Origin of the sequence: Autumnicola patrickiae (genome assembly GCF_031846525.1) — a bacterium.
Classification (GTDB): Bacteria; Bacteroidota; Bacteroidia; order Flavobacteriales; family Flavobacteriaceae; genus Autumnicola; species Autumnicola patrickiae.
Genome location: NZ_JAVRHM010000017.1, coordinates 67,823 through 92,334 on the forward strand (window position 1 = coordinate 67,823; position 24,512 = coordinate 92,334).

At 37.8% G+C, this 24,512-nt stretch carries 20 protein-coding genes and 1 riboswitch; of the genes, 12 read left to right on the forward strand and 8 right to left on the reverse strand.

The window, feature by feature from the left end:
* Positions 1–94: 94 nt before the first annotated feature.
* The 4 genes from RM549_RS14305 to RM549_RS14320 are packed head-to-tail and all read left to right on the forward strand — an operon-like array spanning position 95 to position 6,535.
* Positions 95–829, forward strand: coding sequence for a hypothetical protein (locus RM549_RS14305; RefSeq protein WP_311686008.1), 735 nt, complete (start codon positions 95–97; stop codon positions 827–829).
* On the forward strand, positions 830–3,580 hold the full coding sequence (locus RM549_RS14310; protein ID WP_311686010.1) for a carboxypeptidase-like regulatory domain-containing protein: 2,751 nt from the start codon (positions 830–832) through the stop codon (positions 3,578–3,580).
* Between the two features lie 5 nt (positions 3,581–3,585).
* Positions 3,586–4,776 (forward strand): DUF4249 domain-containing protein, encoded by a 1,191-nt coding sequence (locus RM549_RS14315; protein ID WP_311686012.1) that lies wholly within the window; start codon positions 3,586–3,588, stop codon positions 4,774–4,776.
* A 7-nt stretch (positions 4,777–4,783) separates the two neighbouring features.
* Complete coding sequence (locus RM549_RS14320) at positions 4,784–6,535, forward strand: hypothetical protein (protein WP_311686014.1); 1,752 nt, start codon at positions 4,784–4,786, stop codon at positions 6,533–6,535.
* 31 nt (positions 6,536–6,566) lie between these two features.
* Here RM549_RS14320 and RM549_RS14325 read toward each other — a convergent pair whose 3' ends face one another.
* A complete protein-coding gene (locus RM549_RS14325; RefSeq protein ID WP_311686016.1) occupies positions 6,567–6,788 on the reverse strand; it encodes a hypothetical protein in 222 nt (73 codons plus the stop codon).
* A 182-nt stretch (positions 6,789–6,970) separates the two neighbouring features.
* Between RM549_RS14325 and RM549_RS14330 the strand changes: the two genes are divergently transcribed.
* From RM549_RS14330 to RM549_RS14355, 6 genes are all read left to right on the forward strand, one after another.
* Positions 6,971–8,296, forward strand: coding sequence for a sugar porter family MFS transporter (locus RM549_RS14330; RefSeq protein ID WP_311686018.1), 1,326 nt, complete (start codon positions 6,971–6,973; stop codon positions 8,294–8,296).
* Between the two features lie 90 nt (positions 8,297–8,386).
* A complete protein-coding gene (locus tag RM549_RS14335; protein WP_311686020.1) occupies positions 8,387–9,289 on the forward strand; it encodes a carbohydrate kinase family protein in 903 nt (300 codons plus the stop codon).
* Positions 9,290–9,447: 158 nt separating this feature from the next.
* Positions 9,448–9,765, forward strand: a complete 318-nt coding sequence (locus RM549_RS14340; RefSeq protein WP_311686022.1) for a DUF6660 family protein — start codon at positions 9,448–9,450, stop codon at positions 9,763–9,765.
* Between the two features lie 85 nt (positions 9,766–9,850).
* A complete protein-coding gene (locus tag RM549_RS14345) occupies positions 9,851–14,191 on the forward strand; it encodes a CusA/CzcA family heavy metal efflux RND transporter (protein ID WP_311686024.1) in 4,341 nt (1,446 codons plus the stop codon).
* 10 nt (positions 14,192–14,201) lie between these two features.
* Positions 14,202–15,401: an efflux RND transporter periplasmic adaptor subunit gene (locus RM549_RS14350; RefSeq protein ID WP_311686026.1), complete on the forward strand. Its 1,200-nt coding sequence runs from the start codon at positions 14,202–14,204 to the stop codon at positions 15,399–15,401.
* Between the two features lie 21 nt (positions 15,402–15,422).
* On the forward strand, positions 15,423–16,052 hold the full coding sequence (locus RM549_RS14355) for a cation diffusion facilitator family transporter (RefSeq protein ID WP_311686028.1): 630 nt from the start codon (positions 15,423–15,425) through the stop codon (positions 16,050–16,052).
* Positions 16,053–16,118: 66 nt separating this feature from the next.
* Here RM549_RS14355 and RM549_RS14360 read toward each other — a convergent pair whose 3' ends face one another.
* From RM549_RS14360 to RM549_RS14380, 5 genes are all read right to left on the reverse strand, one after another.
* Positions 16,119–16,412, reverse strand: a complete 294-nt coding sequence (locus RM549_RS14360) for a Trm112 family protein (protein WP_311686030.1) — start codon at positions 16,410–16,412, stop codon at positions 16,119–16,121.
* Positions 16,393–17,049 (reverse strand): thiamine phosphate synthase, encoded by a 657-nt coding sequence (locus RM549_RS14365; RefSeq protein WP_311686032.1) that lies wholly within the window; start codon positions 17,047–17,049, stop codon positions 16,393–16,395. The genes RM549_RS14360 and RM549_RS14365 overlap by 20 nt, the downstream gene beginning before the upstream one ends.
* Complete coding sequence (locus RM549_RS14370; RefSeq protein WP_311686034.1) at positions 17,046–18,101, reverse strand: AIR synthase family protein; 1,056 nt, start codon at positions 18,099–18,101, stop codon at positions 17,046–17,048. Before RM549_RS14370 ends, RM549_RS14365 begins: the two co-directional genes overlap by 4 nt.
* Positions 18,101–18,823 (reverse strand): class I SAM-dependent methyltransferase, encoded by a 723-nt coding sequence (locus RM549_RS14375; protein ID WP_311686035.1) that lies wholly within the window; start codon positions 18,821–18,823, stop codon positions 18,101–18,103. Before RM549_RS14375 ends, RM549_RS14370 begins: the two co-directional genes overlap by 1 nt.
* 69 nt (positions 18,824–18,892) lie before the next feature.
* Positions 18,893–18,982: riboswitch (TPP riboswitch) on the reverse strand.
* Positions 18,983–19,096: 114 nt separating this feature from the next.
* Positions 19,097–19,816, reverse strand: a complete 720-nt coding sequence (locus tag RM549_RS14380) for a type 1 glutamine amidotransferase (RefSeq protein ID WP_311686036.1) — start codon at positions 19,814–19,816, stop codon at positions 19,097–19,099.
* 96 nt (positions 19,817–19,912) lie between these two features.
* Between RM549_RS14380 and RM549_RS14385 the strand changes: the two genes are divergently transcribed.
* On the forward strand, positions 19,913–21,031 hold the full coding sequence (locus tag RM549_RS14385; RefSeq protein ID WP_311686038.1) for an aldo/keto reductase: 1,119 nt from the start codon (positions 19,913–19,915) through the stop codon (positions 21,029–21,031).
* Positions 21,032–21,079: 48 nt separating this feature from the next.
* Here RM549_RS14385 and RM549_RS14390 read toward each other — a convergent pair whose 3' ends face one another.
* On the reverse strand, positions 21,080–21,622 hold the full coding sequence (locus RM549_RS14390) for a hypothetical protein (RefSeq protein WP_311686040.1): 543 nt from the start codon (positions 21,620–21,622) through the stop codon (positions 21,080–21,082).
* A 259-nt stretch (positions 21,623–21,881) separates the two neighbouring features.
* Between RM549_RS14390 and RM549_RS14395 the strand changes: the two genes are divergently transcribed.
* On the forward strand, positions 21,882–22,916 hold the full coding sequence (locus RM549_RS14395; RefSeq protein ID WP_311686042.1) for a glycoside hydrolase family 43 protein: 1,035 nt from the start codon (positions 21,882–21,884) through the stop codon (positions 22,914–22,916).
* Between the two features lie 262 nt (positions 22,917–23,178).
* Here the strand turns inward: RM549_RS14395 and RM549_RS14400 are convergent, their stop codons facing one another.
* Positions 23,179–24,336, reverse strand: coding sequence for a porin (locus tag RM549_RS14400; protein ID WP_311686044.1), 1,158 nt, complete (start codon positions 24,334–24,336; stop codon positions 23,179–23,181).
* Between the last annotated feature and the right edge of the window lie 176 nt (positions 24,337–24,512).

Here is a 24,512-nt window from a genome sequence, read left to right on the forward strand (position 1 = left end):
AAGATTAGTTTTATCACTTAATACTGGGGATTCACATATGATATTTTTAATTACATGCAGAATATTCCAACAGTCGTATCAAATTTTATAATTAATGTTTCGATCAAATTTCTGGATATTACCCATCTTACTTTTCATTCCATCTTTCTTTATAACTGCTCAGAACCTACAAGCAGAGGAAGAGTATTTACAGGCCTATGATCGAGCGATAGGTTTGGAAAATACAGCACTTTTTAACGGAGTGGAATATGTTGAAGAATATCGTACCATCAATAACAAGCATCAGTTTTTCTTTTCGAGGGATTTTATTTTAGGAGATGTCCTTTATGATGCTGAAGTTTTTTATAATGTTGCTTTAAAATTTGACATCTTTAACAATCGGTTAATTGCAGAACTTGAAAGTGACAATACGAAAACAGTTTTACAGCTTATAACAGATAAAGTTGGCTGGTTTAAATTAGGTGGTAAAAAATTTATTAACGTAGGAACAAATGAGACTACTTCCGGTTTTTTAGAGCTTATTGCGGGGGATGAAACTTCAGGTATTTTTAAAAAATACGTCTTAAATCCTTCAGAAAAAAGAGACAAGCAGGTGATGTATTATGAATTTAATCCCAGGAAAAGTCGGTTTTTTTATTCAGAAGGCGATGGATTTTATCCTGTTGATTCCAGGAGAGACTTAATAAATATCTTTCCTGAAGAAAAAAAAGCCATATCTGAATTTTACAAAAGCAATAAATCTTATTTGAAAAATGATAAAGATCAATTTATGACCAGTCTTTACACGGAGTTGCTTCCTTTGTTAACAGCTAAAAACAGGGAACTTTAAATGAAAAAATCTCTGTTTTATTTTTTGCTGATTCTTTTTTTCAAAACTTATTCCCAGGAACAGCCTGTAGTAGTGAGCATTTCTTTTGAAGATGCTGAGATTATTGAAGTGTTACAAGATTTAGAAGATATTACTCCTTATAAATTCTACTTTATAGAGGAATGGTTAAAAGAGGAAAAAGTGACCGGGAATTATGAAAATGAACCAATTTCAAATATTCTTCAGGAATTATTTCAGGATACGCCTATCAACTACTACTTCCTCGACAATAAAGTTATTCTCACAAAAAATAATATTATCTATGATGATTTACCGGCTGCTTTTTTACCAGGCTCCAGTGAGGATGACCATCTTGAAAATATAAACAAACCTATATTTTATGAAGCGCCCGAAGCGAACCAAGGAGAAGAAATACAAACCGCAAGGATTGGGAAGGAAGACAGGAATTCGGCAAAAAGAAGATTCACCCTAAGTGGGTATATTTATGATAAACAAAGTGGCGAGCCTATTTCAAACCTTGCCTTAATCGTAAGGAATACAAATACTGGAACCGTAACCGATATAAATGGATATTACGAGTTAAGCCTGGCTGCAGGAGAATATATTCTCGAAACCAGATCTCTAGGGAGTGAAAATTTGTTACGAAGAGTTGTTATTTATAATGATGGTGCACTTAATTTTCAGCTAAATGAAAATTATGAAGCGCTTGATGAAGTTGTTTTAGAAACCAGTTCAGAAGCAAATGTGCGTAGTGTTGTCGCAGGCGTACAACTAATAAAAGCCAGTGAAATTAAAACTATTCCGCTTGTTTTAGGAGAAAGGGATATTCTAAAAGTCGCTACGATGCTACCAGGTATTTCCACCGCAGGAGAAGGTTCTTCTGGTTATAATGTGAGAGGTGGTAGAGCCGACCAAAATCTTATTTTACTTGATGATGCTGTGATTTATAATCCAAGCCATTTCTTCGGATTATTTTCTGCCATTAATCCTTTTACCGCAGGAGATGTAGAGATTTATAAAGGACATATTCCGGCCAAATATGGAGGTCGTTTATCCTCCGTTTTTGATATTCGTACAAAAGAGGGTAACGAACAGAAGTTTTCGGGAGAAGCGGCTATTGGCCCGGTGACCAGCAATATTGCACTGGAAATTCCCATTGTAGAGAATAAAGCTTCGTTAATAATGGGTGGAAGAAGCACGTATTCTGACTGGATTCTGAGATCTTTAGATGAAGAATCCCTGAATAACAGTACAGCTAACTTTTATGATGTTATTCTTAAGTATGGACACAGAATTAATGATAAAAATACGGTCAAAGCTACCGGATACTTTAGCAGGGATGTGTTTAGTCTTACTTCAGATTCGCTATTCAGTTATAATAACCTGGCTCTTTCTCTACGGTATGACCGCAAGATTAATAATAAAAATGATGCGAGTTTAATCTTCACTAACAGCAACTATAAATTCAACATAGAATATGATAATGAATTTGCAAATAGTTTTAATAGCGGATACAGAATTAATGAAACAGAAGCTAAATTAAATGTTCTATACAAGTATAACAGCAGACATAATTTTAACTATGGGATTTCCAGTAAACTTTACATGGTTAATCCCGGAGAAATAAATCCTTTAGGAGCAGATTCTAAGATAGAAGAATTTTATATTCCTGAAGAAAAAGGATTGGAATCTGCTTTATATCTTTCAGATGATTGGGAAATTACGGATAAGCTTATGCTTAGCACAGGATTACGCTATTCTTTTTATGCTGCACTGGGACCTGCCGATGAAAATGTATATGAAGAAGGTTTGCCCCTGGGGGAAAGTACAGTTACAGGACTCCGGAATTATGGAAAGAATGAAATAATTAAAACCTATGGAGGTCCGGAAGTAAGGGTTTCAGCAAGATATCTTTTAAATCCGGAGTTGTCTATAAAAGGAAGTTTTAATAATACCATCCAGTATATTCATACACTTTCAAATAATACCACTGTTTCTCCTACAGATATATATAAATTATCTGGCAGCTATATTAAACCGCAAAGAGCAACGCAATATTCCCTTGGAGCATACAAAAATTTTGAGGACAATATGTATGAGGTAAGCCTGGAAGGATATTATAAGAAAAGCAGGGATATGCTGGACTTTAAAGTTGGGGCTCAACTTTTTCTCAATGAAAATACGGAAGCCGAAGTCCTTCAGGGACAAGGAAAATCTTATGGTGTGGAATTTTTGCTAAAGAAAAATAGTGGTAGATTAAATGGATGGCTGGGTTATACTTATTCAAGATCGCTTCTAAAACTGGATGGTAATTTTAATGAAGAGATTATTAATGGAGGTGAATATTTTGCCGCAAACTTTGATAAACCCCATGATCTAAGTGTGGTAACAAATTATAAATTGACCAAAAGGTTTAGTTTTTCAGCCAATTTTGTTTATCAGACTGGAAGACCTATAACTTACCCTATAGGCAAGTATAATTTTGATAATGCAGAATATGTATATTACAGTGACAGGAACCAATACCGGATTCCGGATTATTACCGTTTAGATTTGAGCTTTAATGTAGAAGGCAATCATAAAATAGAAAAACTAGCTCACAGTTTCTGGAATATTTCTATTTACAATGTGCTGGGTAGAAATAATCCTTATTCAGTTTTCTTTGTAACAGATAATGGGGAAGTGGAAGCTTATCAAAGTTCAATTTTTTCCATTCCTGTTCCCACGATTACTTATAATTTTAAATTCTGAATATTATGTGGCAGTACAGGATAAGTAATTTTTTAAAGTCATTAGAGAAAGTATTTTTTCTGTTGTTTTTCCTGTTTATACTTGGATGTGTTGAACCTGTAGAAGTAGAAGAAGGAAAGTTCGAAAGTGCTTTGGTAGTAGAATCTACACTAACAGATGAATTTATAACTCAAAAAGTAAAGATATCCAACGCCTATCCTTTAGGTGAGGAGAGACCTGTGGCAGAAGTCGGAGCTACAGTAGAAGTCTCAGATAATGAAGGAAATTCGTATTCTTTTACGGAAGAAGAAAACGGAATTTATCTTTCAGAACGACCTTTTGCAGTAGAACCTGGTATATCTTATCAATTGGAAGTCAATACTGCAAGTGGAAAATCTTACAATTCAGATCCGGTTGTACTTCCTCATGCCGCAGTACCTATAGCAGATGTATTTTCAACTCAAACAAATTATCAGGGACAAGATGGAATAGGTCTTATTGTAGATATAGGATCTGGAGAAGAGACGAATTATTTTAAATACGAATATAAAGAAACTTATAAAATAGTTTCCCGCTTTCCTAAAACCAGGGAATTTATATTAAATGAGGATGGCGAACCAGAATTAGTTCTGAAGACCTATGAAGATGAGATCTGTTATAACACTGTAGCTTCCAACAATGTGATCTTAAGGAACACCTCCAATTTATCTTCTAATAGTGAGGATGGTTTTCTTATAAGGTTTCTTGCCAATGATAACCCTATTCTGGCCTACAGGTATAGCATATTGGTCAAACAGTATTCCCTTTCCCCTGAAGCTTATAAATTTTATGAAACCTTGCAAAATTTATCAGATTCTGAGAATATATTTTCCCAGGTTCAGCCTGGTGTACTGAAAGGGAATATAAATGCAACAGAAGAAGGTGAATTTGTGATCGGCTATTTTTCTGTAGCTTCCGTTTCTGAAAAAAGGACTTTTTTTAGTTATTCAGATTATTATGATCCTTCACAAGGTCGACCCGTCCTTACCTCTTATTGCGATACGATCTACGATCCTCCGCGTGATAGATTAATTGCCTTGATAGAGAATGGTGGTTACCTGTTTTATGCTGCTGATCCTGTGCCTTTCGCTCCTCCTATATATACGTTAATGTGGGCGCAATGTATTGACTGCAGAACCCTGGGCAGCAATGAAGTTCCTGAATTTTGGATAGAATAAAAACCTAATGAGAAAAGAATTTTATTTTTTTATTGTACTAATTCTTCTGCAGAGCGCTGTTTTACAAAGCCAGGAAGTACAGGATTTAACAGAAGCAATTCCGCAGGAAAAGATGTTTGTTCATTACAACTCCAGTCTTTTTCTTGCCGGTGAAAGTCTGAGATATAAACTGTACGCAATAAATGAGTCCACTAATAAACTGAGCGATATTAGTAAGCTTGGCTATGTGGAAGTAATAAGACAAGATGGAATCGCCCTTTTTCAGCAAAAAATTGATCTTGAGAGCGGTAGCGGGTACGGAGATTTCTTTATTCCGATAGACGTTAAATCAGGTAATTACAAAATTGTTGCTTATACGCAATGGATGAAAAATGCAGGTAAGGAAAACTTTTTTAAAGGAGATCTGGCTATTATTAATCCTTATACAGAAGACCAGGGAGCTATTTCCGACTCTACGGGAGCAAATAATTCTTCTTTTTACCTGGATGATAACTATAAAGATAAACGTGAAGTTGAAAATGCTTTAGTAACTATTTCCACTTCTGCTGAAAAATATAGAAAACGGGAAAAAGTTATTCTGAATATAACTTTTAAAAATGCAGATGCGGAATCTGGAAGTTATTCTGTGCTTGTCAGGAAATTAGACACTTTTGCAAAGCCACAGCACACAAGCGCTTCTAATTGGAGTTTAGAACAGCAGTCCAATAATTTGATTCAGAATTCAGACGGAATAAATTATTTTCCTGAAATGAGAGGGGAAATTATTAACGGAAAAATTCTGAATAAAATGTCTGCCAATGGATCGTTCGACAAGAGGATTGTAGCGTTATCAATTCCAGGAAGAAATGATATTCTAAAGTTTGCACAAACAGACGAAGAGGGTAATTTTCATTTTAATTTAAATGTTTCCAATTTTGAGGGAGAAAGTGCAGTGCTACAGGTAATGAATCGGGGAACAGAGAACTTTCAAATTCAACTTGAAGAGAAATTTGTTGACAATTATCAAGATTTTAATTTTAATAATTTCCGTTTTAAACCTGAAATGAGAGAATGGCTTAAAAAGAGAAGTATTTATAACCAAATAGAAAATTCCTACTTAGCCGAGAAATCAGACGAAATTATACTTTCTTCTGAAAGCACCTCTTTTTATGGTGAATTGCCTGAAGTTTACAATCTCGATGATTATAACCGTTTTCCAACGGTTAGAGAAACATTCGTAGAAATTATACGGTTTGGTGCCATTAGAAAAGGTAATGACGGGCAAAGCCAATTTGAGGTAAGAAGTTATAAATCCTCACTTAGTACCGGATTACCTACTTTACTCCTGGTAGATGGCGTATTAATTCAAAATCATGAGGAATTCATGGATTTTGATTCAAGAAAAATTCAAAGAATAGGAATACTACGGGATAAATATTTCTTGGGGCCACTGGTTTTCCAGGGAATTATTACTATAGAAACCAAACAGCAGAATTACTTTCCTTTAATTTCCAGGGAGGATATTTTAGAAACAAAACCTTTAAAGACTTCTCCCCAAAAATTATATTTCCATCCCGATTACGAAGCTTCCCAACAAGCAAGGATTCCCGATTTCAGGTTTGAGTTATATTGGAATCCAAATTTGAAATTTACAAAAGGAAATAAGAACATTGAATTTTATACTTCCGATGTTTCGGGAACTTATCAGGTTAGTTTAGAAGGATTTACGGGAGAGGGAAAACCAGTTTCCGCTACAACAACTATTGACGTGGTGGAATAGTAAGGTTTTGAATAGTCACTCTCAATTTAAATTATTTATCCTCAATAGGATAATCTTCATACCAGTCATCAAAAGTCTTTTCTGTAGAATATTTATCTGTTAGAACCTTGTAAACAGTAAATATAAATATGGCCTGACCTGCACAGGTTATATAAAAAACCATTGGAAAGGCAACATTATAAGAAACCATAACAGCGAGTGCCACAAGAATCAATGTAGTTATGGTTAAAAGGATCATAGCAGTATTTTTCATCTTTTTCTTTTTAAAGTACAAAATTAACGGTGCGAAGTCTCTTAAGGTTTCGCTAAAACTGCCCTAATGATTTTGTAGAATTCTTCTGAATATTTCCTTAAATTGCTTTCAGCTTGTAATTGTATTAAAAATTTAAACCAATTCTTTGCTTTTCGGTTCAACCGATAAACTAAATCCTGAATATGAAGAAAATTTTTTTCTGGTCCATAAGTGCAGCATTGGCCGGCTTTCTTTTTGGCTTTGATACTGTAGTGATATCAGGAGCAGATCAACAACTACAGGATTTATGGGGAACAACAGATGCTTTTCATGGTTCTGTGGTGATAGGTATGGCACTTTGGGGTACTGTGATTGGAGCTATTTTTGGAGGCTTTCCAACAAACAGGTTCGGAAGAAAAAATACACTTTTAGTAATTGGTATTCTTTATTTTGTGTCCGCACTTGGCTCTGCACTGGTAGATGATCCTGTTTCCTTTGCAATATTCAGGTTTATTGGTGGATTGGGAGTAGGGGCTTCTACCATTGCTGCTCCCGCTTATGTATCAGAAATAGCTCCTCGGGAAAATCGAGGCCAGTTGGTGGCTTTGTACCAGTTTAATATCGTTCTTGGAATCCTTATCGCTTTTCTTTCAAATTACTTACTCAGAAATACAGGAGAAGAGCCCTGGCGATGGATGGTTGGCGTAGAGGCCATTCCTGCTGTTATCTATACTGTTTTCGTTTTCTTTATTCCAAAAAGTCCAAGATGGCTTATTTCCAAATCACGAAATGAGGAGGCTATGGAAGTTCTTCAAATTATTGATCCTAATTATGATGTTGAAGCAAAAATGAAGGAGATAAAATCACAATCGGAGACGGAAATTAAAGGGGAAAATATCTTTATGAAGAAGTATCGTTTTCCTTTAATTCTCGCGTTTTTAATCGCTTTCTTTAATCAGTTATCAGGTATAAATGCACTTTTATATTATGCTCCGAGAATATTTGAAGCTGCCGGCTTAGGTGAAAGTACAGCCTTGTTAAGCAGTATAGGTGTTGGCATTATTAACCTGATTTTTACCCTTATCGGGGTATATTTAATTGATCGTGTCGGGAGGAAAAAGTTAATGCTGGTAGGTTCAATTGGATATATTATTTCCCTGTCGCTGGTAGCAGCTGCATTTTTTCTAAACTGGCAGGGATTGTGGGTGCCATTGTTTTTATTCATATTTATAGCAGCCCACGCAGTAGGACAAGGGGCCGTGATCTGGGTTTTTATTTCTGAAATTTTCCCCAATCATCTACGGGCTTCTGGTCAGGCATTTGGATCGTCCACCCACTGGTTACTGGCTGCTGCTATTCCTTCAGTTTTTCCTTATTTAACCGCCACCATAGGCCCGGCTTACATTTTCTCAATTTTCGCATTTATGATGGTGCTGCAATTGTTCTTCGTAATCTTTATGATGCCGGAAACCAAAGGAAAAACGCTGGAGGAGCTTGGAGAAGAACTTTCTGTAAGGAAAATAAGATGAAAATTGCCATTTTAGGTGTAGTGTCTAAAATAACAATTTTTGGCAAGTAGTGATGTACCGGCTGAATTTATCGGTTAAAAATAGAACATAATGGCAAAGGATATAAAGGCAGTTTGTTTTGGAGAGATCTTGTGGGATGTATTTCCTGATGAGGAACGTATTGGCGGTGCCCCACTTAACGTTGCTTCGCGAATGAGCAGCTTCGGAATTAAAACCGAAGTGATTAGTGAAGTGGGGAATGATAAAAAGGGGCATAAACTTATTTCCTACTTAAAATCCAATAATATTGAGGTAAAAAATATTGCCAAAGATGCCGAGCAATCTACTGGAGTGGTTAATGTGAGCCTTTCTCCTGGTGGCTCTGCAACTTATGAAATAGCATATCCCGTTGCGTGGGATAAAATTAAAATTTCAGAGGAAATGAAACATTCTGTAAAAGAAGCTGATGTTTTTATCTTCGGAAGTTTGGTTTGCCGGGATAAAGTCAGTCGCAATACTCTTTTTGAACTTTTGCACGAAGCCAAACTAAAAGTTTTAGATATCAATTTAAGACCTCCACACTATGAAGAAGAAGTTTTGCTAAAGCTGATTCAGCAGGCCGATATTATCAAATTTAATGATGACGAATTGTTTGAAATTGCAGGAATATTGGGTTCTCCTTTTCATTCCCTGGAGCAAAATCTCAATTTTATTGCTAAAGAAACTTCGGCAACATCAATTTGTGTCACTAAAGGACAGCACGGAGCAGTTTTTCTGCACGAAGGAAAATTGTACTATAATAGCGGATTTAAGGTAAAAGTGAAGGATACGGTTGGATCGGGAGATTCTTTTCTGGCCACTTTAATTGCGAAGCTTTTGAAGAAGGAAAATCCGCAAAAGGCATTGGATTATGCATGTGCTGTTGGCGCATTGGTGGCAGGAAAAGAGGGTGCAAATCCCGAGCTGTCCCATGGAAAAATTGAGGATTTCATGTATCCTCCAAAGGAAGAGTAATTATTTCTGATCCTTGGGCGGATCCTTGCAGATCATCAGTAAAAAATTCAATATCATCAGGAGCTAACCGAAAATATTTTTTCCTTCCGAAGAATTCTGAAACTGATTATCTATTTGATAAGGGATTGCTCTTGAAGATAATTTCTATATTTGTAATTGTGAAGATAGCAGCATTTATATTATCTTTTTACTTTCTGGGACTCAATTTTCTGGGTTGTGCAGACGAGGCTGAGACTTCCTGTTCAGATGCTGAAGTTTGTACAAAAACTTCAGTAGAAGGTGAAAGTCAGCAGGATTCTCCAGAAGATTTATGTCCGCCTTTTTGCCATTGCCACTGCTGTCACGTGCATATTGTTGATTTGCAGACCACATATTTTTTTATTTTTAGTCCCGAAATTTCAACGCTTATTTCCACCAGGTTGGAAGCACCGGAAAAAGATTTCTCCAGCTCTCTTCTTCAACCACCCCGCATTTAATTCAGACCTGGGATACTTACGTCCTGTCGCGAATGACTAAATTCAGTCATTCCTTTTTGTTTTTCTGAATTAAATAAAACACCAGATGTTAGATAAAATCATTGATTTTTCAATCAATAATAAGTTTATAATAGGCCTGCTGACGGTTGTCCTGATTGGCGTTGGGATATGGAGCATAACGCAGGTTCCTATAGATGCACAGCCGGATATCACTAATAACCAGGTGCAGGTAATATCACAGGCTCCAAACCTGGGCACTGAAGATATTGAACAATTTGTCACTTATCCTGTTGAAGTTGCGATGAGCAATTTGCCCGGTGTTTTGGAAATTAGATCGGTTTCCAGATTTGGTCTCTCTGTGGTGACCATCGTTTTTGAAGACGATATGGGCACCTATCTGCCAAGGCAATTAGTAGGTGAGAAATTAAGAGCAGTAGAAGAAGAGATTCCTGAAGGACTTGGTAATACGTTCATGGGCCCGATTTCTACCGGTCTTGGAGAAATTTACCAGTACACTTTAGAGGTAGACGAGCAATACAAAGAAGAGTATAGTCTTACAGAACTCCGCACAATTCAGGATTGGATCGTTCGCCGGCAAATGGCGATGGTTCCGGGAGTGGTGGAAGTTAACGGCGTTGGCGGTCGTATAAAACAGTACGAAGTGGCTGTTGATCCCGATGAACTCAGCGCAATAGGGTTGAGTATTTCAGATATTTTCACCGCATTAGAAAATAACAACCAAAACACCGGAGGAGCCTATATTGAACGAAACCACCAGGCTAATTTTATCAGGGGGGAAGGATTGGTCAGAAGTGTGGAGGATATCGAGAACATTGTCGTTGCAAATTCCGGAGGAGTTCCGGTTACCATTAGGGATATTGCAACGGTGCAGACAGGAAGTGCCGTGAGTTATGGAGCGCTCACCAAAAACGGACAGGGTGAAGCTGTGGGGGGAATGATTATGATGCTCAAGGGAGCTAATTCCAACGAAGTTATAGAAAATGTAAAAACGAGGATAGACGAAATCCAAAAATCCCTTCCTGATGGTGTTTCCATAGAACCTTTCCTGGACAGGAGTAAACTTATTGCTGAAACAACAGGAACAATTAGTGAGAACCTGATGATAGGTGGTTTAATTGTAATCTTTGTCCTGGTTTTGCTTCTGGGAAACTGGAGGGGCGGATTGATTGTAGCTTCTACAATTCCGTTGTCGCTTCTTTTCGCCTTTATTCTGATGAATGCTTTTGGTGTTTGGGCAAACCTGATGAGCCTGGGCGCTATTGATTTTGGAATCATCGTGGACGGTGCCGTTATTATCGTGGAGAGTACAGTGTTTTTAATTTATCAGAGGATTAGGAATAAGAAACAGCTAACGCAGGATGAGAAAGATGAAATCGCGTCCGGTTCTGCAAAGAAGATGATGAATTCTGCCTTTTTTGGGCAGTTGATCATTCTAATCGTTTTTTTGCCCATTCTTGCGCTGGAAGGCATAGAGGGAAAAATGTTCAGGCCTATGGCGCTCACATTTATGTTTGCTATGCTGGGTGCAATGATTCTTTGCCTTACGTATGTACCCATGATTTCGGCTTTATTTCTTAAAGCTCCTAAGACAGAAAGAAAATCCTGGGGCGACAAATTTGTATTCTGGCTTGAAAATAAATATCAACCCCTTCTGAAGAAATCCTTAAACAAAGGAAAGATTGTTTTAGGCGTCGGAGTAGCTCTTTTTGCTCTTTCGGTTTTTCTTTTTATAAGAATGGGAGGAGAATTTGTACCGCAACTGGACGAAGGTGAAATTGCATTCCACATTATAATGAAACCGGGAAGTTCTCTAACTGAAGGAACAGAAACAGCGAACAAAATAGAAAACCTCCTTCTAAACGAATATCCGGAAATTGAACAAATTGTTAGCAGGTTCGGAGTTTCTGATGTTCCAACTGATCCTATGCCGATGGATCTTGCGGATAGTTTTGTTATTCTGAAACCCCGTTCCGAATGGGTTTCTGCTGACCACAAAGGCGAGCTGATAGAGAAGATGAAAGAAACCCTGAGTATTATTCCCGGGGTAAGTTATGAATTCTCTCAACCTGTAGAGATGCGATTTAATGAGTTGATTACAGGTGTACGGGAAGATGTTGCTATTAAATTATATGGAGAAGATCTTAACATTCTTGCTGATAAGGCTGAAGAAATGGGAAATATTATTTCTACAGTAGAAGGAGTTGCAGATATGAAGGTGGAAGCAACCGCAGGCCTGCCTCAGATTACAGTGAACTACAACCGAAATAAAGTTGCACAATACGGATTACAGATTAGTAATCTCAATTCTCTGGTGCAGTCAGCTTTTGCCGGAGGAAAGGCCGGGGTTATTTTTGAAGGCGAGCGCCGGTTCGACCTAGTGGTGCGTTTAGATGAAGAGCACCGCGCAAATATTGATAACCTTCGAAACCTGTATGTTACGTTACCTTCAGAAAACCAAATTCCGCTTAGGGAGATTGCAGAGGTCAGTTACCAGCCCGGACCAATGCAAATAAGTCGCGATAATACCAACAGAAGAATAAATGTTGGGGTAAACATCAGGAACCGTGATGTCAAATCTGTGGTAGAGGATATCCAGAAAAAATTGGATGCGGAATTTGATCTGCCGACGGGATATTTCATCAGGTACGGGGGAGCTTTTGAAAACCTGGAAAGAGCGAGTAGCCGGTTGCAGGTGGTAGTACCAATTGCACTATTACTTATCTTCATCCTTATCTATTTTGCATTAAAATCATTTAAGCAGACTACAATGATCTATGTGGCTATTCCGTTGGCAGCTCTTGGCGGAGTTTATGCGTTGTGGTTGCGGGATATGCCTTTCAGCATTTCTGCGGGGGTTGGATTTATCGTCTTATTTGGAGTAGCTGTGCTTAACGGACTCGTTTTGATTAGCGGATTAAATGAGCTGAAAGAAGAAGGAGTCACCAATTTGGAGGAACGTATAAGCCGCGGTACACGCAGACGAATTCGCCCAATCCTGCTGACTGCGCTTACGGATGTTTTGGGCTTTTTACCAATGGCCATATCTTCATCGGCAGGGGCCGAGGTGCAAAGGCCGCTGGCAACAGTAGTAATTGGAGGTTTAATAACTTCAACTTTTCTAACGCTGTTTATTTTACCCATCCTTTACAAAATGGTGGAAGAACGTTCAACCGGAAGAAACTTTATTGGAAAACCTGTGATTGCTACTGTAGTCCTGGCTGTGCTTTGCCTGTTTCCACGTAATATTACAGCACAGGAAATGGATGAGTTACCAATCTTAACAATGTCTCAAGCAGAAGAGCTTGCCATTAAAAATTTTCCGCTGTTAATGTACAGGAAGCTGGAAATTGAACAGCAGGAAGTATTGCGGAAATCGGCCTGGGATTTTGGAAACACACAAATATTTACTGCCGGGGAAGAAATTGCAAATCGCCGCGGAGTCTATACCAGAATTGGAATTCAGCAGCAGGGAATTGATGTGTTAGGAATAGCACCAAAACTCCGGGTACAAAATGAGCAGATTTCCTTAGCAGAAAAAGCCTTTGAATTATCAGAACTGCAGGTAGCGCGGGAAGTGAAATCTGCCTGGATTGATGCTTTTGTGGCAAAAAGGGAATATACATTGTTTTCAGAACTTGATTCGATTTATCAAAGATTTGAAAATGCTGTTTCCATACGTTATGAGGTAGAGGCAATTTCCAGGTTGGAAATGATCACCGCCAGAAGCGAAGTGAACCAGATAATAATAAAAACTGAACAGGCGTATACAGATTATTTAACCGCTCTTGAAAGACTGAATCTTTGGCTGGGACAGGAAGAATATTACACAGTTACAGAGGATTTAGACCCTGCGTTTTTTACTGAAGAAGAAATTTTAGCAGAAAACCTTCAGGAGCATCCGGTGCTGGAAGTTTTCCGGCAAGACGTAGAAGTTGCTGAAGCAGAACACAAGGCCGCCAGAGCAGCTTTACTTCCGAAGTTAAATCTTCAGTATGGATTTCAGGAAATAAACGGCAACAGCGGATTTTACAGTTATCAGGCGGGATTGTCCATTCCGTTTCTTTCGGGAGAAACTTATGGAAATGCGCAGGCTGCGAAAATAGAAGCAGAAATAGCAGAGCGCACTTCAGATTTTGAAAAACAAAAACTGGAGTCCGATTTTTCCCAGGCACTCAAAAATTATCAGAAGTGGCAGGCTTCCTGGAATTTTTACAAAGAAGAAGCTTTACCCGTGGCCGCCGAACAGCGGGAAGGTTCACTACTTGCTTTTAACGAAGGAGCAATAGCATATTTGGCATTTATCGATATCCTGGACAATGTTGTACAGGTGGAGATAAACGCCCTGGATTCCCTTCAGCAGTATTTGGAAGCTTATGCAAAGCTTCAATTTTTTCTTAACGATTAACATTACTAAAATGACAATAAAATCAATAACATCTATTTTTTTACTGGCTTTTCTAACTTTCTCCAGTCTTATTTCATGTAAAGATTCTTCCGAAGAAAGTGAAATACATTCAGATGAACATACAGAAGAAGAAGAAGGAGGGCACGCCGAGATGGAGGAGGCGATGCTTTCCCAGCAACAGTTCGATGCTTTGGGAATGAAGATAGATACACTGCAGGAGCGAAATATGGCTGGTTTTGTGGAAGCGAATGGGCAGCTGGAAGTGCCACCTCAAAATGAAGCTTCGGTTACCACTGTAGTTGGAGCAAATGTGATAGACATCGAAATTATTGAAGGAGACGAGGTGGAAAAAGGGCAAATATTGGCCTATATTTCTCATCCGGATATTATTCAGATTCAAACAGATTTTCTCAACGCATCAAATCAGCTAAAATTTCAGGAAAAGGAATTCAACAGGCAGAAAAAATTGTATGACGCCGGAGTAGGTTCCGGAGAAACTTTTCAGAGAGCAGAAGCTGAACTTCAGAATGCCAGAGGCAGAGTACAGGGATTAAAATCACAGTTACAGCTACTGAACTTAAGTTCCGAAAATATCCAGGAAGGAAATATTAATCAGCGCATAGCTATTAAAAGTCCTATTAAAGGTGCCGTGCAGGAGATAAATGTAAAAACGGGCCAATTTGTAGAAGCACAAACCACGATGTTCGAAATAGTTAATACAGAAGATGTTCATGCCGATCTTATGGTTTTTGAAAGGGATATTTCTAAGATAAAAGTTGGACAGAAGGTTATCCTGACGGTGGAATCTTTGGGAGGAATGGAACTTAATGCGGAAATTATATCAATTAGTAAATCTTTTGACAGGGAAAGAAAAGCAGTTCATGTACACGCTGAAATCAACAACAGACCAGAAAACCTTATTCCCGGCATGTATGTTCGTGGAAGAATTTTAGTAGAAGAATCTTCCACCACCGCACTTCCTGAAGATGCTATTGGCCGGGATGGTGAAAATCAGTTTGCTTTTAGGGCCGAAAGGGAAGGGGATGCCTGGAGTTTCCAGCCGGTGAAGATCACTACCGGGACAAGTAGCGGAGGCTGGGTTGCTGTTAACTTTTTATCGGAAGTGGAGCCGGGTACCATGTTCGCATATAATAATGCCTATTATTTACTGGCTGAAATGCAAAAAGGTGAAGGTGGCCATAGTCACTAAGAAATCAGCGTATCCTGAAGAATGAAAGATCAACAAAGGGAAAAGAATCTTAAAAAGGGAAGAAACGTCCAGACCTTCAATATTATTTATGATAGTATCGAGGTTGGAGTTTCTTTGGTGGCAGGCTTTTCTTCAGGAAGTTCGGCCTTAATTGGGTGGGGATTGGACAGTGTTGTGGAAGTTATTTCCGGCAGCACTCTCTGGTGGCGGCTCAATGGTGAACTTAAGGATATAAGTGAGGAAAAGGTGAAGAAGAGGGAAAGAATAACTCTTTTTGTAATTGCTCTTTCTTTTCTTTTGATCAGTATTTTCATTACATACGATTCTGTTTTAAAATTAATCAATAAAGAAACTCCTGACTGGAGTACTTTGGGGTTAACTATTTTGCTGGTTTCCCTTGTCGTAAACCCCTTCCTGATCTGGTACAAATACAAATACGGCAAGAGGCTTAACAGCAAGGAATTGATTGCAGACTCCAAAGATACTTTTGTTTGCCTGTACCAAACAATTGCCGTTTTGGGAGGGATCCTGGCAGTGCATTTTCTTGATTGGTGGTGGGCAGATCCCGCCGCTGCTCTTTTGATCGTACCTTATGCCTTAAAAGAAGGTTGGGAAGCTTATAACAATGGAAAAAAAGTAAAAGCGCAATAAATTGTAGTCCAAGGCCTGGTGCTTAATTTGGCAATTTTCGATCTACAGATTTAATTTTTATAGAGTTTACTCTATTTCCTTTGTTTCTTCATCATTTGGCAGAAGTCGGAAATTTTCGATTTTTTTCCCTTTTAAATGGGACTGGTATTTTTCAAGAAGGGGTTGTTCCAATTTGAATTCCCTGTATTCGTCAGGATTCATTATTGGAATTCCTTTTACCATAGGATAAATCCTGTTGCAGCTTTTGCAAGTTAGGAAGCCTTCAAGAATATTTTCTTCAACATCCTTGGTAATTATGGTTAGCTTTAAATCCTTTTTATCAAAAGGACAGCATAATTTATTAATTGTCGCTATTTTCATTTTTTATACGCTTTAATTCTGATAAATATTCTCTGGTTGCCTGTTTAGGATTTTCGGAACTCATAATTCCCGAAACCACTGCAACACCTTCAAACTCTAAACTCTCTAATTCTTTAATATTTTGATACTGAATTCCTCCCGCAAGAAAGATGGGCATAGAGGTGATTTCTCTCGCTTTTTTTATTGTCTCAAAAGAAACTAATTCACAGCTATTACTGGTCTGAGACGGAAATATGGAACAGAAGGAAATATAATCCAGATTATTCTCGTGAGCCCATTTAATTACAGAAAGATCATTATTACAAGTCACTCCAAACATACAATCTGCCTTCAATTCATCTTTTATTTCGCTGAAATTTTCAGGAATTACATCAAAATGTATCCCATCTGCACGGGTGGACTTTTTCAGGTGCCAGTTGTTATTCAAAAAAACCGGTACATTTCTGGAATGGCATAAATCGCAGATCTCGTTTTCCAGTTCTACCTTATTTACGGATGGAGGGAAATTATCCCAGATCTGGACTACTGCTATTTCTTCTTCGAGGACTTCATTTAATTTCTTGAACAATTCATTCCTGTTCATGGAAGGATCCAGAACAAGATAAAGTCCGCCTCTTATTTTGGTAATTTTCGTCATTTCCAGCCTGCGTTAAATGCTTCAAAAAATGCTTTCCAATATGGATCTTCAGAAGGATAGGGAAGTTCTTCATTCACTCCATTTTTCATTATTTTTACACCTTCTTCCTTTTCAGTAATTTCCCCAACCACTGTGCAGGCGATTTTTTGATTTTGCAACCTTGCCATAACATCATGTTCACTTCCTTTTTTACAGGTAATTATCATAGAACCCGCACCAATACTAAAACGGGGATCTATAAAAAATAAATCACAGATCTGCTTTTGTACATGGCCTATTGGCAATAATTCATCATAAACCTGTGCTCCACTACCAGAGGCCTTAGTTAATTCATAAATTGCTCCTAAAACTCCACCCTCGGTCACATCGTGCATGGCTGTAACATCAGTATGCCGAATTTCTGTACCTGCCGCCGCCAAAGCATCTTTTAAAGATGATGTTTGATAAAAATTTCCGCAGGCTTCCTCATACACTTCTTTTCCAAGCTTCTTTTTAATAATTTCAGGAAAGCTCATAGCGAGAATAGAAGTAGAGGATAAAGCACATTTTTTGGTTACCAGGATCACATCTGTTGGTTTGGCATTACTCGAAACTAAAATATCCTTTTTTGGAGCTACAGTAGAAAAAGTACCTCCGCCCGATATTGTGGAATTTTGACCTTCGACAAAACCAGTATGTCCGCCAGTAATTGCTACACCTATGTCTTTACAATATTTATGGATATACTGCCAATAGGTTTTAAAGTCTTCCCTAGAAAAAGTTGCCGGCAGGTTCAGCACCATCTGGCCATACATGGGTGAAAATCCTGTAGTGGCCATATCGTTAGCCATTAGGTGTACAGATAACCAGGCAGATTCTTGCAAACCAAGTGAAGGAATTAGGGAGAGCGGATCGCTGGTGGATGCAAGAGCGAGTCCGTTGGGAAGATCTACAACAGATACATCCACCCCAAAAGCCGGACCAATACTCACTTCCTGTCTTGAACGTCCACAGTTATTAAAAATAATTTCTTCAAAAGTTTCATTTTGAATTTTTCCCAGTTCCTTACTCATTATTCCACATCTTTAAATTGCACATATAAGCCAAAGAAATCTCCATAAGGAATTCCCCACTGTTGTACAGGAAACCATTTTGGGAGGCCTGTACATGACCATTCTATAGTATATTCCCTACCTTTTAGTGCTTCATTAATAATAGCAGTTAGTTTTGCTGGTGTATAGAAAGTTGCAGTAAGGTAAAAAGGATTTTTTCCAAAAATTTCCTGAATCCTTCTCCGGACCACCTTAGGAGAATTTCTGTTCATCATCCCCATGGCTATTCCATATTTTCCGACTCTTGCTGCTTCACGAATTACTTTTACGGGATCTTTATAATATTCAAAGGTTGTAATAAAAGCCAGCGAGTCGAAAGTATTGTCTTTAAAAGGCATATGATGAGAATCTGCCATCACCAAATCTCCGTCGAAAAGGTTTACTGCCTGGGAAAGCATTAGTGGAGAAATATCGCCTCCTGTGGCTTCAATACCTATTTCTTTCCACCATCTGGTGAAGCGGGTAGTTCCACATCCAAATTCCAGTAAAGTTTTTACGCGGGTGTCCTGGGAAACAAGTTGTTCCATTACCTTTTTTTGCCAGACTTCGGCACGTTTATATCTTCCTTCATACCATTGCTCATAAGTATCAGTATGCTCCCGGTTAAAAAACCATTCCGGTCTTTCCTGCCAGTTCTGATGTGATTTGGGAAGCAGTTGAAAGTTGCTTTTCTCTATTTCCATTTTAGTTTATTTAAATAAAAAACTCCATTCTATGACTGGATTACCAGATAGAATGGAGTTTAAAATGGAAATATTTTAAAGCTGCATCCCTACGTTGGCATTATCCATATCAGGTAGCGGGTATTATCTCAGCCTTATGAGGCACCCCGTGCATTTAATGCAAAGTTAAGATTAATCTATTGGAATGTCTTTTTATTTAAGTAGTTTTTTAAAAGATGTGACGGGATCAAGGTAATAGTTAATGGCTATTCATAGAGTGCGGATCAAGTAAAATTATACACCTTCATCGGAAGCAAGACTATTAAGTATATGGAACATCATAGTATTATTGGATTTTATGGATTCTTTCTGTGTCAGTATCTCACTTTCAGATTGAATAAACTTTCCGGCTGTTAATTCTTCTTTCCCGTTTCGAAGCATTTCCCGAAGACTTTCTTCTGTGACTTCAAAATGAAATTGCAGGCCAAGAACATTTCTGTTATACAAAAAAGCCTGATTATTACATGCTTCAGAAAAAGCAAGGTTTTTAGCTCCTTCCGGAAGTTCAAAAGTATCTCCGTGCCAATGGAAGACCTTCATTTTTTCGTTCATTCCACTAAAAACAGGTTCTTTTTTTCCTTCTTCTGTTAGTGAAATGTTGAACCAGCCTATTTCCTTCTCAGGATTTTTATACACTCTGGCACCAAGAACATCAGCGATTAACTGAGATCCCAGGCAGATTCCCAACACAGTTTTGTTTTGCCGTATAGCTTCTTTAATTGCTGCCTTTTCTGCTTTGAGCCAGGAATAGTTTTCGTCATCAAAAATACTCATTGGTCCGCCCATGATGATTAGCCAGTCGTAATCTTCAGGAGCTGGTAAGTTTTCATCTTCAAAGAACCTGGTGTAATTTATACGGTGACCATTTTGAATACACCAATCTTTGATACACCCTAAATCTTCAAAATCTGCATGCTGAAAGCAATGGATTTTCAGGAATTTTTTATCTGTCATGCCCATATTTTTTTCCGGTAGAGCGTTTTTTCTGAAAGCTAATTTGTAAATTAAATGATATTTGCTTCTATAAAGCTAATTAAAAGACTCAATATTATGACCACGAGAAGAGATTTCATATACAAAACAATACTTACTTCGGCTGCGACTGTCGCTGCACCTGCCACAGTTTTTGCTTCCGGATCAGGAGTTACTTCTCCGCTAAAAAAAAATGTTTTACGCGAAAAATTTAAGCCAAAGATGAACTTCGGAATGGGTGGAGTAGGGGCCGGTAATGGTTTTCATGTAAATTCTGATGAAGAGATAAGGGAGACGATGGAGGCTGCCTGGAATAACGGCGTAAGACATTTTGATACATCTCCCTGGTATGGTTTAGGAATTAGCGAAAGACGAATGGGAAGTTTTCTTTTCAACAAAAACAGAGAAGATTATCTTTTGTCCAGCAAAATTGGACGTATTCTAAAACCTGCTCCAGATTTTGACAAGAATCCAGGGATATGGAAAGGAAAGCTCAATTTTGATTACGAATACGATTATTCGGCTGAAGGGGTGCGCAAATCTGTTGAAGATAGTCTGCACCGTATGGGAATTTCTTCGCTGGACATCGTTTATATACATGATCTTTCTCCAGATAATGGCCACATGAAGGAAGACTGGGTAAAATATTTTGAAGTAGCCCAAAAAGGAGCAATGCCAGAACTTACCAGGATGAGAGAAGAAGGTCTTATTAAAGGCTGGGGTCTTGGCGTAAACACTATAGAACCCATTCTTAAAGCTATTGAAGTCTCCGACCCCGACATTTTTCTCTCAGCTACCCAATATTCTCTAATGGAACATGAAGATGCTTTAAACAGACTTTTTCCTGTTTGTGAAAAAGAAAATATTTCTCTGGTCATAGGAGCACCCTTAAATGCAGGTTTTCTTGCCGGCAAAGATCGGTACAATTACAGTGAAGGAATACCTGATGGTTTTCTGGAGAAGAGGGAGAAAATGAATAATATCGCACAAAATCATAACGTGGATTTACGAAGTGCAGCTTTACAATTTTCAGCTGCACCTGAGGTTGTTGCTTCTGTAATTCCCGGAGCAAGTAAACCTCATCAATCTTCTGCCAACGCAAAGTCTATGAGCGAAACCATTCCGGCTGATTTCTGGAAGGAATTAAAATCAGAAAATTTAATCGAACAAAATGCCCCGGAGCCGCAAGCATCTTAATTGAATGGTTTTTAAACCGAATGAAATATACTGAAAAATAGATTCTTATTAATTATAGTATATGATTCTTTCTTCAAAGGATGTCCATTGGTTAAAAACGGGATAGGGTTTGGGTAAATCTTTGTCTTCAGCAATACGGAATTGAATTTTATCTTTATCGAAAGGGTTCCTGATAAAAATGCTCAATGTTTTTAATTCTAGGCAATCGGAGCACTCTTCAAGAAGGATATTCCTTGCGGAAAGATTAATGAACTCCAATTTGTAAACATTGGATTCCGTGTCTTTTGAAACTTTATATTCCCTTCCGGTTATTTCCCATTCATGCGATGCATTTTCCGGTTCTTCGGCATACTGCGCCCATAATCGAATACCTGATTCACTTTCTTCAGAAAAGTAAATATGGACCCGCCCACGAGGGAAAGCATTCTCAGGAACTGATTTTGTAAAAGTTCTGTTCCTGAAATTTTCCCTGAAATGGTTAGCTTCTTCAGTGGTAACTGGTTCAAAATCTGGTTGTGAATCCTCTTCCTTATCACAGGATAAAGTACTAAAGAGAATTAACAGTATAATAAAAGCTTTACAATTCGACATATAATGATTTTCGTTTTAGATGCATTAACAATAAAATGGTTGCGTTCCCTATATATAAATTTCAATGATTTATTATAAAAATCGTAGAAATATAACCAATAAGGATTTTTCATTTTCCATAAGTTTTTTTCGAAATTATATGAAAAATCCACTACAATGTTATATTTGTATTAAAGTGTATCTTTCACATTTATTCTAATTTCTAGAATTTGGCAGGACAATTGAATTAAAATCAGTAGAACTAAACAAAACAAACTTTATGAAACTACTTAAACTATCTTTTGCTTTAATTTTCATTTTCTGTGGATTTACAGCGAATGCACAAGAACATCAATATGACAATCCCTTGGCCCTGCAAAGGGCAGATCCTTTTGTTACCAAAGCTGAAGATGGTACGTATTACTTCATTGCTACAGTACCTGAATATGACCGTATCGAAATACGCCGTTCTGAAACTATAAATGGTATTAAAGAAGCAGACCCGGTGGTGGTATGGCGTAAACACGAGGAGGGGCCTATGAGTGAACATATTTGGGCTCCTGAATTACATAGAATTGATGGAAAATGGTATATCTATTTTGCAGCCAGTGAGGCCGATGACAAATGGAAATTGCGTATGTATGCTTTATCTAATCCGTCTGGAGACCCTACAAAAGGGGAGTGGACTGAGGAAGGACAAATAGAAAGCAACAGGGACATTTTTGCTTTGGATGCCACCACTTTTGAACATGAGGGCCAGCGTTACCACATCTGGACCGACAGAGCTTCAGATGAAGTAACAAATACAGGACTTTTTATTGCAGAAATGACTAGTCCAACTACCCTAGCCGAAAAACAGGTAGTCATTACACAACCAGAATATGATTGGGAAATTCAGGGGCACAGAGTAAATGAAGGTCCTGCAGTACTTATCCGGAATGGAAAAATTTTCGTTACGTTTTCTGCCAGCGCAACAGATCACAACTATAACATAGGGTTATTATGGGCCAATCAAGATGCCGACCTTCTTGATCCTGCTTCATGGAATAAATTACCTGAACCTGTATTTTTTACTAACGAAGAGCTGAAAAGATACGGACCTGGTCATAACAGCTTTACAGTGGCTGAAGATGGTGTGACAGTTGTAATGATTTATCACGCCCGTGACTATAAAGAAATTGATGGTGAGCCCCTATACGATCCAAATCGAAACACACATGCCAGGGTAATTAAATTTACCGAAGATGGAATGCCTTATTTTGGTCAGGAATTGAGAGATAATGAGATGGCAAATAAAGAACTGATAAAGAAATAACAATTAGTAAGTTTTTTATTCATTTCGTGATTTAAAAGATTTAGGGAAGATCAGGAAATACATTTAAATGGGCAGAGGAATTAAAATCCCCTGCCTTTTTATTTCACAGAATTCTTATTTAGGAGCTTTTGGAATTTTAAAAAAGAAAAGAATAAAGTCCAGAAGAATAAAAGTTTCCTGTTATTCGTTAATTAGTCCAATAATTGACAAAATTCAGCAAAGACTTTTAAAATCTCCAATACCAGAAAATATTCAGTAAGTTTTAATATGCAACCTGTAGTTGCATTAAAACCCTGCTGTGATCATACTGCGCAGAATTGGGAATATTGTCCTGATAATTGTTAATCACTCCTACCAGTGACAATTTTACATCATACATATTAGCGAAAACCATACTTATTACCGGAACGTAAGAATTAAGATCATTGTTGGGGATTGTAGTGTCACTATTCAGGTATTCATGTCTGAAACTTAATTCCAGCGCCCGTATTCTGGGTTTATTAATATAATAGCGTAGCTGGTAAAGTGAATAAATGCCTTCCATTTTGTACATATTTAAATCTGGATGTTCTTCCAAAGAAGATCTATAAGCTAAAAAGTTGGTTCCTTTTTTGTACTCTACATTCATATCAAAATCAAGCCTGTTGCTTACAGAATATCTTAGCTGTGCATCTAAACCAAATGCATATCCTCTTTGTTTATTATAATTTGCTGTTCCTCCGTTTATACCTAATTTCAATACAGAAAAAGGATAATATTCGATTCGCAGCGTATAATTTTTGGAGCTGTCACTATCCATCAATTGATTTTTATTGTTTCCGTTATAAACTGTAAAATAATAGTACAAAGGAACTTCTACCGGGGCTAATGAACCAAAGAATGCAGCTCCCAATTGGAAACTTTGCCAGCCATTGCGGCCAAACAGGCTGTATTGATTTGACCAGGCGTAGGAGTTATTCAGTTGAAAAGGATGAAGGTCCTCCAGTCCAAAGAATGGTCTAAATTGGCCGAATCTAAGATTTAAGTATGGGTTGTAAGAATAGTTAATGAAGGCATTTTCCAGCACTTTTTCAGAAACATTAGGATGTTTAAAATCTGCTAAATTTAATAATATAGAAGAGGTAATCCTGTCTGTTATACCAAAGGTAGTGGAGAGGCGTACATACTGCATCTCAAAAGAATTGCTTACTATTCCTTCTTCTTGACTATAAAAGTGCTTACCTGTAACATCTATATTTTCATTTAATGAAGCGGAATACCTCCCCACAATCAGAGCATTAAGCCGGAAACTTTTTTGAACAACAGGAGTTGTATCTTCAATAACTCTACCTTGAGCCAGGCACTCTTTACCATATATGAGGAAGAGAAGGAGAAAAAACAAGCACCAACTTTTAAGGCACATTCGATAATAGCCAGTCATAAAGTTATCTGTTTTGTTTAACAAAGTTACACCGGAGTATAAAGAAAAGACCTGATGAAAATCAGTAGATCTGTTATTCATCTAAATTTTTATCGAGATTTTTTCCTGTTAAATTCAGGAATTATAATAAAATTCCTTATCAGCCGGTTTGGGTAAATAAAGGGATAATGAAGTAG